The organism is Cellulomonas sp. A375-1, assembly GCF_001040865.1.
GTDB classification, from domain to species: Bacteria; Actinomycetota; Actinomycetes; order Actinomycetales; family Cellulomonadaceae; genus Cellulomonas; species Cellulomonas gelida.
This window is the reverse complement of sequence record NZ_LFKW01000058.1, coordinates 1-12599: the sequence shown is the minus strand read 5'-3', so window position 1 is coordinate 12599 and position 12599 is coordinate 1. Positions and strand designations below refer to the sequence as shown.

At 74.2% G+C, this 12599-nt stretch carries 9 protein-coding genes and 1 pseudogene; 8 read left to right on the top strand and 2 right to left on the bottom strand.

Features of this window, described 5'->3' with window-relative positions; translation table 11 throughout:
* From CWIS_RS18685 to CWIS_RS06605, 3 genes are all read left to right on the top strand, one after another.
* On the top strand, positions 1–894 hold an 894-nt coding region (locus tag CWIS_RS18685), incomplete at its 5' end, for a hypothetical protein (RefSeq protein WP_197080778.1).
* A gap of 558 nt (positions 895–1452) precedes the next feature.
* Positions 1453–3237 carry an ABC transporter ATP-binding protein gene (locus CWIS_RS06610; protein WP_231583698.1) on the top strand — a complete coding sequence of 595 codons (1785 nt, stop codon included), beginning with the start codon at positions 1453–1455 and terminating at the stop codon, positions 3235–3237.
* Positions 3238–3350: 113 nt separating this feature from the next.
* Positions 3351–3917 (top strand): gluconokinase, encoded by a 567-nt coding sequence (locus tag CWIS_RS06605; protein ID WP_231583697.1) that lies wholly within the window; start codon positions 3351–3353, stop codon positions 3915–3917.
* Positions 3918–3933: 16 nt separating this feature from the next.
* Here the strand turns inward: CWIS_RS06605 and CWIS_RS06600 are convergent, their stop codons facing one another.
* Complete coding sequence (locus tag CWIS_RS06600; RefSeq protein WP_229747502.1) at positions 3934–5049, bottom strand: LacI family DNA-binding transcriptional regulator; 1116 nt, start codon at positions 5047–5049, stop codon at positions 3934–3936.
* 119 nt (positions 5050–5168) lie between these two features.
* Here CWIS_RS06600 and CWIS_RS06595 point away from each other — a divergent pair, with 119 nt between their 5' ends.
* Both CWIS_RS06595 and CWIS_RS06590 read left to right on the top strand, forming a co-directional pair.
* Complete coding sequence (locus CWIS_RS06595; protein ID WP_048342472.1) at positions 5169–5630, top strand: tRNA (cytidine(34)-2'-O)-methyltransferase; 462 nt, start codon at positions 5169–5171, stop codon at positions 5628–5630.
* Positions 5631–5738: 108 nt separating this feature from the next.
* Positions 5739–6257: a GNAT family N-acetyltransferase gene (locus CWIS_RS06590; protein WP_231583696.1), complete on the top strand. Its 519-nt coding sequence runs from the start codon at positions 5739–5741 to the stop codon at positions 6255–6257.
* 26 nt (positions 6258–6283) lie between these two features.
* Here CWIS_RS06590 and nirB read toward each other — a convergent pair whose 3' ends face one another.
* Entirely contained in the window at positions 6284–9190 is a 2907-nt protein-coding gene (gene nirB, locus CWIS_RS06585) for a nitrite reductase large subunit NirB (protein ID WP_082156275.1), read from the bottom strand.
* A 235-nt stretch (positions 9191–9425) separates the two neighbouring features.
* On the opposite strand from nirB, the gene CWIS_RS06580 reads away from it, so the two are divergent.
* The 3 genes and pseudogenes from CWIS_RS06580 to CWIS_RS06570 all read left to right on the top strand — a co-directional run.
* Positions 9426–9917, top strand: coding sequence for a YbjN domain-containing protein (locus CWIS_RS06580; protein ID WP_048342471.1), 492 nt, complete (start codon positions 9426–9428; stop codon positions 9915–9917).
* Positions 9918–9919: 2 nt separating this feature from the next.
* The gene (locus CWIS_RS06575) at positions 9920–11788 is read left to right on the top strand and encodes an HSP90 family protein (RefSeq protein WP_048342470.1); all 1869 of its coding nucleotides are present in this window, start codon (positions 9920–9922) and stop codon (positions 11786–11788) included.
* A pseudogene (locus tag CWIS_RS06570) lies at positions 11785–12599 on the top strand (hypothetical protein); the annotation flags it as partial. The gene CWIS_RS06575 and the pseudogene CWIS_RS06570, both read left to right, overlap by 4 nt.

Genomic DNA, 12599 nt, shown 5'->3' with positions numbered 1-12599 from the left:
CCGCCCGACCCTGCCGTCGAGACGACGGCGCCGACCCCCCGTCTGCCGCAGCCGGTGCTCGCGGGGCTCGACGTCGAGCTCGCCCAGGCGCGGCTGGACTGGGAGCGCCGCGTCGTGCAGGTGCGGGTCGCGAACGAGTCGGGCGTCGACGTCACCGTGACCGAGGCGCGCCTGACGACGTCCGGCGCGCAGGGGGTCGCGGTCAGCGCGCGCCCGCGCCCTGTGCGCGACGGGGTGGACCGCGACCTGTCCGTGGCGCTCGGGGCGGCGCGCTGCACCGACGAGCCGAGGCGCGAGGTCGGCACGCGCGGTGCGGTTCCCGGCTCACCCGACGGAGCCGCCAGCAGCTCCGAGGGGGGCGACGGCTCGGCGCTCGTCGAGCTCGACGTGGTCGACGACGCCGGGCGGACGGGGACGTGGCGCGGGGTGCCGGGCGACCCGAACGGGCTGCTCGTGCGCATCCACGGCGAGGACTGCGCCGCGGCGGCGGTCGGGAGCGGTGCGCGGCTGACGCTGAGCGACACGGTCGAGCTCGGCGAGGTCGACGGGCGCACGGTCGGCTCGGTGACGCTCCGGCTCGACCCCGTGCCGTCCGGGCCGCGCGTGCAGGTGCTCCAGGTCGACGGGACGGTGCTCCTCACGCCGTTGGGTGGAGCGCCCTCGTGGCCGGTGCAGCTCGACTCGTCGGACGGGCCGGCTGAGGTGACGCTGACGTTCGAGCCGGCGCGCTGCGACCCGCACGCGGTCGCCGAGGACAAGCGCGGGGTGTTCCTGGGGATCCGGACGCGCGTCGCCGGCGGCGATCTGCCGGTGTTCTTCCTGACTCCGAGCGACGAGCTGCGCGGGGCGGTCCACCGGTTCATCGGCACGGCGTGCGGGTGGCCCGACTCCTGAGCGACGGGGGTGTGCCGGGTACCGGCGGGTGCTGGAACGCATGTAGATGGACGCGCGTCCACCTTGACACGTGTCCATTGTGTGCGCGGGAGCCATTTGTGCGCCGATTCCGCCACGTCGGAGCAACCGCTGTCTCACGGGGGCAGCGCTGGCGTTGACCCGATATGTCCGAACCTCTAGCGTTCGTGCTGCGCTCGTCGGCGAGAGCACGTCCCCGTACTGCAGGACGCGCCCGGCGGTCGGGCCGTCCTCATCGTCGTCCGCGCTGACCTGTGCAGATGGACGGCGACGGGTGGTGGCGGTGCGGCGGATCGTCTCGGGTGACGGGCGCTCGTCGAGTGTGGCGCGGCGTCTCGCGGCACCTTCGCCCGTGACGCGCACTAATAGCGATCTCGATCCGATTCTGGGAATACTCCACATGCCTTTCTTCGCCCTGTCCGGCGGTCACGTTCCGCGCCGTCCGAACCAAGCCCTCCGCGCTTTGTTCTGGCCCCGAACAATGGCCGACGACGGGTGCGCACGGCTCGTCACGCGGTCTGCGCACGAGGGCGGGACGGCGTGACCGCGCTGCAGGACGACCGCCGCGTCGACGCGCCCGCGGAGCCGGTCGCGGCGAGCCGCCGGGCGACCGTGATGGACCTGTTCCGGTTCGTCGGGGTGCAGCGCGGCTTCGTCGGCGTCGTGCTCGGGCTCGGCGCCGCGACGGCCCTGACGACCCTCGCGCAGCCCGCGCTCGTGGGCCGCGCCCTCGAGCGCGTCGCGGCCGACGAGCCCGTCGGGCGCCTGCCCTGGGTGCTCGTCGCGGTCGTGATCTGCGGCGGGGTGCTCAGCGGCATCCAGCACTACCTGGTGCAGCGCACCGCGGAGGGCGCGGTCCGCTCGGCGCGGCGTGAGCTGGTCACGCACCTGCTGCGGCTGCCCGTCGCCGAGATCGACCGTCGGCGCACCGGCGATCTCGTCGCGCGGGTCGGCAACGACACCAACGTGGTGCGCACCGCGCTGACGCAGGGCTTCGTCGAGAGCATCGCCGGGGTGTTCACGCTCCTCGGCGCGATGATCGCGATGCTGCTGCTCGACCCGATGCTGCTCCTCGTCGCGTTCGCCGTCGCGCTCGTCGCGGTCGCGTGCGTCGCGGCCGTCACGCAGCAGCTCGAGCGGTCGAGCCACGGGCTGCAGCGGGCCGTGGGCGAGCTCGGCAGCGCGACCGACCGCGCGCTGCGGAGCGTGCGCACGGTCCGGGCCGCGAACGCCACGGAGATCGAGACCGCGCGCGTCGTGCGCCGTGTGGACAAGGCGTGGAAGGTCGGTCTGGACGTCGCGTGGGTGACGGCGCTCGTCTCGCCGCTGTCGAGCATCGCGACGCAGGTGTGCTTCCTGGCCGTGCTCGGGCTCGGGGGCTGGCGGGTCGCGACGGGGAACCTCACGGTCGCCGAGCTCGTGCAGTTCATCCTGTACCTGTTCCTGCTGATCATGCCGCTGAGCAGGATCGTCGGGACGGTCGGTGCGGTCGGCGAGGCGCTCGGCGGGCTCACGCGGATCGGTGAGGTGCTCGACGTGCCGCAGGAGGACGAGGGCGCGACCCGGCTCGCGTTCTCGGGTGCGCGCCCCAACCCGGAGCTCGCGCTCGTGCTCGACAACGTCTCGTTCCGCTACGACGACGGCCCGGCGGTGCTCGACCGCCTCACGTTCGCGATCCGCCGCGGGCAGCGGGTCGCGGTCGTGGGGCCCTCGGGCGCCGGCAAGAGCACGCTGCTGAACATCATCGTCCGGCTCTACGACCCGGTCGCCGGGATCGTCAGGGTGGACGGGCAGGACGTGCGTGAGCGCACGCGGTCGCAGGTGCGCGCCGGAGTCGGGTACGTCGAGCAGGACGCGCCCGCGCTGGCCGGCACGTTGCGCGACAACCTCACGCTGGCCGTCCCGGCGAGCGACGACGAGTGCCGCACCGCGCTCGCGGACGTCAACCTCCTCGACGTGCTCGACCGCTCTCCGGCGGGGCTCGACGCCGAGGTCGGTGAGGGCGGCGTCATGCTCTCCGGCGGCGAGCGGCAGCGCCTCGCGCTCGCGCGTGCCCTGCTCGCGCGTCCCACGACGCTGCTGCTCGACGAGTCGACGTCGCACCTCGACGGCCTCAACGAGGCCCGTGTGCGGGACCTGATCGACCGGGTGTCGGCCGGGTGCACGCTCGTCGTCGTCGCCCACCGGCTCTCGACCGTGGTCGACTCCGACGTGATCCTCGTGATGGACCGCGGCCGGCTCGTCGCCCAGGGGACGCACGAGGAGCTGCTGCGCACGTCGATGCTCTACCGGCAGCTTGCGCGCACGCAGCTCGTCGAGCACTGACGGCGCACGCAGCTCGTCGAGCACGGACGGGCGGCGCGACGCCCGCGGGCCGGGTGGAGGGCCGCGCGTGCGGTGTGGAACGCTCGCGTCTGGACCACGAGCGGAGGACGAGGGTGCAGCACCTGATCGTGATGGGCGTCGCGGGCTCGGGCAAGACGACGGTCGCGGTGCTGCTCGCGCAGCGCCTGGGCTGGACGTTCGCCGAGGCCGACGACTTCCACCCGCCCGCCAACGTCGCGAAGATGGCCGCCGGGACCCCGCTCGACGACGACGACCGTGCGCCGTGGCTCGCGACGATCGCGCAGTGGGTGAGCGAGGCCGACGCCGCGGGCCGCAGCACGGTGGTCACGTGCTCCGCGCTGCGGCGGGCCTACCGCGACGTGCTGGCGAGCGCCGCAGGCGACGTGCGGTTCGTGCACCTCGCGGGCGACCCGGAGCTGATCGGCGCCCGCATCGCGCAGCGCACCGGCCACTTCATGCCGCCCACGCTGCTCCCGTCCCAACTCGCGACTCTCGAACCGCTGCAGGACGACGAGCCCGGTGTCGTCGTCCCGATCGGAGCGCCGCCCGAGGAGGTCGTCGAGCAGGCGCTCGTCGCGCTCGGGCTCGAAGGCGCTGCGGGGACCGACGGAGGGCTCGCCAGCGGGCGCGGGCTCGACGACGGTCACGCCCCGGACTGAGGCGCGTTCGTCGTCGTCAGGCGGACGGCGCGGCCGTGCTGCTGCGGACCACGAGCTCGGTCGCGAGGTCGATGCGCAGGTTCGCGGGCCGCGCACCACCGGCGATCTCCAGCAGCATGCGCGCGGCGGTCGCCGCCATGTCCGCGAGGGGCTGGCGCACGGTCGTCAGACCCGGCTGGACCCACTCGGTGACGGGGAGGTCGTCGTAGCCGACGACCGACACGTCCTCGGGGACCCGCAGACCCAGCTCGCGGGCCGCGCGGATCACGCCGAGCGCCTGGAAGTCGGCGCCCGCGAAGATCGCCGTCGGACGGTCGGGGCGGCTGAGCAGCTCGTGCCCGTGCTCGTACCCGCCGTCGACGAAGAAGTTGCCCCACCGCACCAGGCCGGCGTCGTACGACAACCCGGCCTCGTCGAGCGCGGAGCGGTAGCCGTCGACCCGGGCGCGCGAGCACAGCACGTCGCGCGGCCCGGAGACCACGCCGATGCGCCGGTGGCCGAGCTGGAGGAGGTGACGGGTCGCGGCGAGGCCGCCGGCCCAGTTCTGCGACCCGACGACCGGGACTCCCGCGGGCTGCTCGCCCGCGGTGTCGACCACGACGAACGGGATGGAGCGGCTCTTGAGCTGCGCCTGCTGGGCGGCGTCGAGCTCGGACAGCACGAAGATCACGCCGCGCGGGCGGCGGGCGAGCACGTCGTCCAGCCACTCCTGCGGGGGCCGGTGCTCGCCACCGAGCTCGGACAGCACGACCCCGACGCGCGCCGGGCCGGCGACGGTCTCGACGCCCTTGATGATCTGCAGCGCCCACGGCGAGTCGAGCTCGTGGAAGACGAGCTCGATGAGGCCGGACCCCGTGCCGGACGACGAGCGCCTGCGACGGTAGCCGTGCCGTTCGATGACCTCCTCGACCCGGGCGCGCGTCGACGCGGCCACGTCGGCCCGTCCGTTGAGCACCTTGGAGACCGTCGGCACGGACACGCCCGCCTCGGCCGCGATCGCGGCGATGGTGGTCTGCGAACCGCGTCCGCCCTCGCCGTGCGGCTCGGTCGGGTCGGTCGCGACGGTCGTGCCGTGCGCGGGCGTGGCGACGTCCACGTCGCCGGACGCGCCGTCGTGCCCGGTCGTCGTCATGTGTTCCTCCTGTGTCCGGGGCGACCGTAGCACCGCGGGGTACGCCACACGCTCGGCTGTGCGGCGCGGCGCGAAGACCGCGCAACGGGAGCCGCCGCCCTGCCTGCGAGGATGGGCGCGTGCTCCATCTGGTCTACTTCGAACCGCGCATCCCGGGCAATACCGGCAGCGCCATCCGCCTGGCCGCAGGCACCGGCTCGACCCTGCACCTCGTGGAGCCGCTCGGCTTCGACCTGAGCGAGGCGAAGCTGCGTCGGGCGGGGCTCGACTACCACGACCTCGCGCACGTCGTCGTGCACCCGGACCTGGACTCGATGCTCGCCGCGGTCCCGGGCCGGGTGCTCGCGTTCACGACCACCGCCGCGCGCTGGTACACGGACATCGAGTACCGCGACGACGACGTCCTGCTCTTCGGCCCGGAGCCCACGGGCCTGCCGCCCGAGGTGCTCGCGCACCCGCGCGTGGTGGACCAGCTGCGCATCCCCATGCTCGTCGGCCGCCGCTCCATGAACCTGACGAACGCCGCGTCCGTCGCCACCTACGAGGCGTGGCGCCAGCTGGGGTTCCCGGGCGGCGCCTGACGCGGGACGTGCCCCGCGGCGTCGGATACCGTGCACGCGGCTCCCCGACGAGAGGACGACGCATGCTCACCCGCCCGTGTACTCGTGCGCGCACGCCGCGACGCGGCCGTGGCTGACGACCTCGTGGCGACGTTCCGCACCGCACCCGCCGTCCGGCGCGCCGGGGTCGAGGACGCTGCCGCGCTGACCCGGCTGCGCAGCCGGATGCTCGCAGCGATGGGTGTCGACGGGCTCGACGAAGCGCAGTGGCAGGTCACGTGCACGCGGTGGTTCCGGGAGCGGCTGTCGGAGCGGACCCTCGTCGTGGCGTTCGTCGTCGACGGCGAGCTCGAGGACGGGACGGTCGGGCCCGTCGCGTGCGCGGTCGGCGACTTCCACGCGCACGCGCCCGAGCCGTGGAACCCGTCGGGCCGGCGCGGTCACGTGTTCAACGTGTCGACCGAGCCCGACGCGCGTCGTCGCGGCTACGCGCGGGCGTGCGTCGCCGCCGTCATGCGGTGGTTCCACGACGAGAGCGAGGTGACGCGCGTCGGGCTGTCCGCGACCGAGCACGGCCGGGCGCTGTACGAGCAGCTCGGCTTCACCGAGCCGCACGGTCACGAGCTGGTCTGGCGCATCACGCGCTGACCGGGCCGCACGCCCGCGAGCGGACGTCAGGTGGTGAGCAGGACCGCGCCCTCGGCGTCGACGCGGGCGTCGAACGTGCGCAGCGGCTGCGGGTCCTTGCCGACCGGGTCGAGGCACTCGCCGGTCTCCAGGTCCCAGACCTGCTTGTGCATGGGCGAGGTGATGGTCGGCCGGCCCGCGCGGTCGCCCACGAGGCCGCGGGACAGCACGTTGGCGCCGGAGAACGGGTCGCGCTGCTGGACGGCCAGCACGCGGTCGTCGGCGAGGCGGAACAGCGCGACGGGGACGCCGTCGAGCAGGGCGCCGGCCCCGCGCTCGGGCGTGAGGTCCGCGAGCCGGCAGACGACGGCCGACGACGACGCGGGCACGCTCGTCGTGCCGGTGGACGAGCCGGCGCCGGTGCTCATCGGGCCGGCGGACAACGCCACGGGGACCGGCTGGCCGCGACGCTCCTCGTAGGCGAGGTCCGGGTCGGTCGACGACGGGGCGTTGAGGTACGGAGTGAACGCGGCGAGCTTGGCCGGGTCGTCGAGCGTCGCGCGCCACTCGTCGACGTAGCCCTCGACGTGCCGCTCGACCTCGGCCTCGAGCTCGGCGCCGATGCCGTCGCGGTCGTCGACGATGATCGCCCGCAGCTCGGCGAGCCCGCCGGGGAAGTCGGCGACCCAGGGCGCGGTGCGCTGGAGGCGGTCGGCCGAGCGGATGTAGAGCGCGAGGAACCGGTCGATGACCCGCACGAGCGTGTCGGCGTCGAGGTCCTCGGCCAGCAGCTCGGCGTGCCGGGGCGTGAAGCCGCCGTTGCCGCCGACGTACACGTTCCAGCCTGCGGCGGTCGCGATCACGCCGACGTCCTTGCCGCGCGCCTCGGCGCACTCGCGCGCGCACCCGGACACCCCGACCTTGAACTTGTGCGGCGAGCGCAGGCCCCGGTAGCGCAGCTCGAGCCGCACGGCCATGGACGACGAGTCCTGCACGCCGAACCGGCACCACGTCGAGCCCACGCACGTCTTCACCGCGCGCAGCGACTTGCCGTAGGCCTGCCCGGACTCGAACCCGGCGTCGACGAGCCGACGCCAGATCGCGGGCAGCTGGTCCTGGCGCGCGCCGAACATCCCGAGCCGCTGTGCGCCGGTGACGCGCGTGAACAGGCCGAAGTCGGCGGCGATCTGCGCGAACGCGAGCAGCTTGTCGGGCGTGACCTCTCCGCCGGGCATGCGCGGCACCACCGAGTACGTGCCGTCCTTCTGCAGGTTGGCGAGCAGGTGGTCGTTGGTGTCCTGCAGCGAGGCCTGGTCGGGCTGCAGCACGTGCCCGACCCCGAGCGAGGACAGGATGGACGCGACGACGGGCCGGCAGATCGCGCACCCGCGGCCCGTGCCGTGCGTGGCGACGATCTGCGAGAACGTCCGCTCGGTGCCCGTGCGGACCAGCGCGAACAGCTCGGCGCGGGACATCGCGAAGTGCTCGCACATCGCGTTCGAGACTGCGACACCGGCCTGCTCGAGCGAGACGTTGACGATCTTCGTCAGCAGCGGCACGCACGACCCGCACACCGTGCCCGCCTTGGTGCAGGTCTTGACCTCGCCGACGCTCTGGCAGCCGTGCTCGGTGACCGCGCCGCGGATCGTGCCTGCGGTGACGTTCGCGCACGAGCAGACGACGACGTCGTCGGGCAGGTCCGCGGACACGGGTGCGCCGCCGCCCTCGGGGGCGAGGAACGCGGAGGGGTCCGCGCCCAGCGGGCGGCCCAGCAGCGGCCGCAGCGACGAGTACAGCGCGATGTCCCCGACGAACACGCCGCCGAGCAGGGTGCGCGCGTCGTCGGACACGACGAGCTTGCGGTACGTCCGCGCGACGGGGTCCGCGAACGTGACCTCGAGCGCGCCGGGGGTCAGCGCCAGCACGTCGCCGAAGCTCGCGGCCTCGACGCCGACGCCCTTGAGCTTGGTGCCGTCCGGTGCGCGCGTGTACGTCCGCGGGCCGCCGAAGAGCTGGCTGACGACGACGTCGGCCATCGCGTTGCCGGGCGCGACGAGCCCCGCGCACTCGTTGTCGTGCGAGGCGCACTCGCCGATCGCCCAGATCCGCGGGTCCGACGAGCGGCACGTCGGGCCGACGAGCACGCCGCCGCGCTCGCCGATGCCCAGCCCCGACTCGCGCGCGAGGCGGTCGCGCGGCCGGATGCCGGTCGAGAAGATGACGACGTCGACGTCGAGGTGCTCGCCGCTCGACAGCTCGAGCCCGGCGACGGCGCCGTCGTCGCCGGGCAGCACCCGGGTCGCGGCCGTCGTCGTCCGCACGTCCATGCCCTTGTCGGCGACGAGCACGCGGAGCGCCTCGCCGCCGCCCGCGTCGAGCTGGACGGCCATGAGGCGGTCCGCGAACTCCACGACCGTCGCCGTCGCACCCAGGTTCTGCAGCGCCGCGGCGGCCTCGAGACCGAGCACGCCACCGCCGACCACCGCACCGCGCACGGTGCGGCCGAGCGCCCGCTCACGGTCCGCGACCCAGTCCTTGATCCGCGTGATGTCGTCGAGCGTGCGGTAGGCCAGGACGCCGGGGAGGTCGGCGCCCTCGGTACGCGGGACCCACGCCCACGAGCCTGTGGCGAGCACGAGGTCGTCGTACTCGAGCACCCGGCCCGAGCGCGTCGTGACCGTGCGGGCGTCGCGGTCGAGCGTCTGGACCGCGTCGCCCGTGACGAGCTCGACGCGCTCGTCGTCCCACACCGAGGGGTCGAGCGTCAGGTCGGCCGTCGTGGCGCCCGTGATGGCGTCCGACAGGTGGACGCGGTCGTAGGGGGCGTACGGCTCGTCGCCGATCACGGTCAGGTGCCAGTCGCCCTCACGAGCGACGAGCTGCTCCGCGAACCGGTGCGCCACCATGCCCGCACCGACGACGACCACGCGACCCGGACTGCGCTGCTCCCTCATGGCTGCCAGTTTTCAACGGCGCACGCCGTGCCTATCGGGCCGTACGGCCCACGCAACCTCACACCCGGCGAGGCGCTCGCGTGAGGTCCGGCGTGCGGCGTGGTCGGTGCGCCCGGGGGAGATCCGCGTGCCCAAACCGCCCGTACGCTGCAGGTGCACTGTCTAGGCTCGACAGTCGGGCCCGGGGCAGGGTCGTGGTCGGACCGCCCCGCCTCACCAGACGACGAGGGAGATCATGGGTTTCTTCACCAAGGACACGTCCGCGCCGGAGCCGTCCGTGCTCGAGCCGCTCAGCCGCGACCGCGTCGCCGCGTGCCTCGACGCGCGCGGCCTGAACTACGGAGTGGACGACGACGGGGACATCGGCGGGTACTGGGACGGGCACGTCTTCTACTTCCTCGTCCTGGGGCAGAACGGCGAGTACCTGCAGGCGCGGGGCCGCTGGAACCGCAAGGTCGGCAGTGACCAGCTCGACGCGCTGAACCGGCTCGTCAACGAGTGGAACGCCACGCGCCTGTGGCCCAAGGGCTACGTGCGCGACGAGGACGGTGAGGTCGGCGTCTACGCCGAGCACACCGTCGACTACGAGCACGGCGTGACCGACCAGCAGATCGACCTGCAGCTCGCGTGCAGCATCGCGACGGGCCTGCAGCTCTTCGAGCACCTCGACGAGCAGTACCCGGAGCAGGCCGCGGCGGCGAAGGCCGAGCAGGAGGAGCGGGACTGAGCGTGAGCGAGGAGACCACCGCAGCGGGCCGGGCGTTCCAGGTCGACCTGCGCGGCGTCGTCGACCTGCTCGCCCGCCACCTGTACTCGGGGCCGCGCGTCTACGTGCGCGAGCTCCTGCAGAACGGCGTCGACGCGATCACGGCCCGGCGCGCCCACGACGAGGACGCGCCGGGCTCCGTGCGGCTGCGCCCCGGCGGCGACGGGTCGCTCGAGGTCACGGACACCGGCATCGGGCTCACCCCTGCGCAGGCGGAGGAGCTGCTGGCGACCGTCGGCCGGTCCTCGAAGCGCGACCTCGACCTGGGCCTGGGCCGCGAGGAGTTCCTCGGGCAGTTCGGCATCGGGCTGCTGTCGGCGTTCATGGTGGCGGACCAGATCGAGCTCGTCTCGCGCTCGGCGGTCGACGAGCAGGCGCCGCCCGTGCGCTGGGTCGGGTACTCCGACGGCCGGTACGACCTGTCCGTCCTGCCGCACGACGCGGACGTCGCCGTGGGCAGCACCGTGCGGCTGCGGCCGCGCCGGGACGCCGAGCACTGGCTCGGTGCGGACATGGTCGTCGCGCTCGCGCAGGAGTTCGGTGCGCTGCTGCCCGTCGAGGTGTCCGTCGAGGTCCCGCTGCCGGACGGCTCGGGGACCGCGTGGCGGCGCGTCAGCGAGCCGGTCCTGCCGTGGCGCGGCGAGTACGCCGACGAGGCCGCCCGCGACGCGGCGCTCACGGCCTACTGCGAGCGGACGCTCGGGTTCACCCCGCTCGCGCACCTCGACCTCGACGTGCCGCTCGCGGGGCTCTCCGGGGTGGCGTTCGTGCTGCCGACGGCCGTGCCACCGGGCGCCGCGAGCCGGCACCGCGTGTACCTCAAGCGCATGCTCCTGGGCGCGCACGTCGACGACCTGCTGCCCGAGTGGGCGTTCTTCGTGCGGTGCGTCGTCGACACCACGGTCCTGCGCCCCACCGCGTCCCGCGAGCAGCTCTACACCGACGACGCCCTGCTCGCGACGCAGGAGGTGCTCGCCGGGCAGGTCCGTGCGTGGGCGGTCGCGACGCTCTCCTCGTCGTCCGCCGTCAGCCGCAAGGTCGTCGCGACGCACCACCTGGCCCTGCGCTCGCTCGCGCTCGTCGACGACGAGGTGCTGGACCTGGTCGCGCAGGTGCTGCCCTTCGAGACGACCGACGGGGCGAGCACCCTGGCCGACGTCCGCGGCGAGGAGGGCGAGGTGCTGTTCACGTCGCGCGTCGAGGACTTCCGGCGCGTGGCGCCGGTCGCGCGTGCGCACGGCATGACGGTCGTCAACGGGGGCTACGTCTACGACAGCGAGCTGCTCGCCCGGCTCGCGCGCCGGCCCGGCTGGCGCGTGCGCGAGCTCTCGGCCGGGGACATCGCGCAGGTGCTCACCCCGCTCGAGCCGCACCGCGAGCTCGAGGTGCTCGACCAGCTCCGCGCCGCGCAGGCCGTGGTGCAGCCGCTCGACTGCGAGCTCGTCGCGCGCAGCTTCGAACCGCAGCACGTGCCCGCGGTGCTCCTGCAGGACCGCGACGGCGAGTACGCGCGCGAGGTGCGCCAGGTCGTCGCCGCGGACGACGACCTGTGGGGCGGGGTGCTGTCCGGGCTCGCCGGCGACGCCCCGGCGCCCGCGCGCCGCCTCGTCGTGAACGACGCGAACCCCACGGTGCGCCGCCTGCTCGCCGCCGACCCCGCCGACCCCGTGCTCGCGGCCGGCGTGCGCTCGCTGTACGTGACCGCGGTGCTGCTCGCCGGAGAACCGTTGCGCGCCCGCGAGGCCGCACTGATGAACGACGCCATGAGCGTCCTGCTCGAGGCCGGCCTGGCCGGCGAGCAGGTGCGCGACGAGACGCAGGAGGACGTATGAGCCGCTCGCTGGACGACGCGAACCGGGAGATCGTCCGCGTGCGGGACATGCCGTACGGCGCGGCCCGCACGCAGGCCGCCGAGCAGCAGGTGCGCCTCGTCGAGGCGGAGGGTCCCGACGGCGCGCGCGCGTTCGCGCTGCTCGTCCTGATCGAGTCGCTCGTCTGGAACGGCGAGGTCGAGCGTGCCTACCTGCCGTTCACCAAGGCCGTGCGCTGGTACGACGAGCACCCGGAGCACTTCGACGAGAGCGATGCGCACGGGCTGTTCTGGTCGTTCAAGTGGATGGTCGGGCACCTGTCGGACTTCCCGAACGTGCCTGCGGCGCAGATCGAGGCGACGCTCGAGGACATGGAGCGCCGTTACGCGCTCGCCGGGCTGGGGCGGGACGCCGTGGCCCGTGAACGGTTCGCCTGGGCGCGCTCGCGCGGCACCGCGGACGCCGACGCGCTGTACGACGAGTGGGTGCGCACCCCTCGCGACGAGTACTCGCAGTGCGAGGCGTGCGACCCCGGCGACCGCGCGTCGTACCTGATCGGACGCGGCGACGTGGACGCAGGCATCCGGCTCATCGAGCAGACGCTCGACGCGGGCGCGACCTGCGCGACCGAGCCCGCCGACATGCTCGCGACCCTCGCGCTCGCGCACCTCGAGGCAGGCCGGGCCGAGGCCGCCGTGTCCGCGCACCGCCGGGCGATCGCCGCGCTCGCCGGTGCCGAGTCGGACATGGCCGGCGCTCGCGGGCAGCGGTTCGAGCTGCTGGCCCGCGGCGGCCAGCCCGTGCGCGCGCTGCGCGCCCTCACCGCGGACGC

Bases quoted from the DNA above. Each gene is read 5' to 3' on its own strand.
- CWIS_RS06600 (WP_229747502.1), bottom strand. From the start codon at position 5,049: ATGACGACGACCGGGCACGACGGCGCGTCCGGCGACGTGGACGTCGCC.
- nirB (WP_082156275.1), bottom strand. From the start codon at position 9,190: ATGAGGGAGCAGCGCAGTCCGGGTCGCGTGGTCGTCGTCGGTGCGGGC.
- CWIS_RS06580 (WP_048342471.1), top strand. From the start codon at position 9,426: ATGGGTTTCTTCACCAAGGACACGTCCGCGCCGGAGCCGTCCGTGCTC.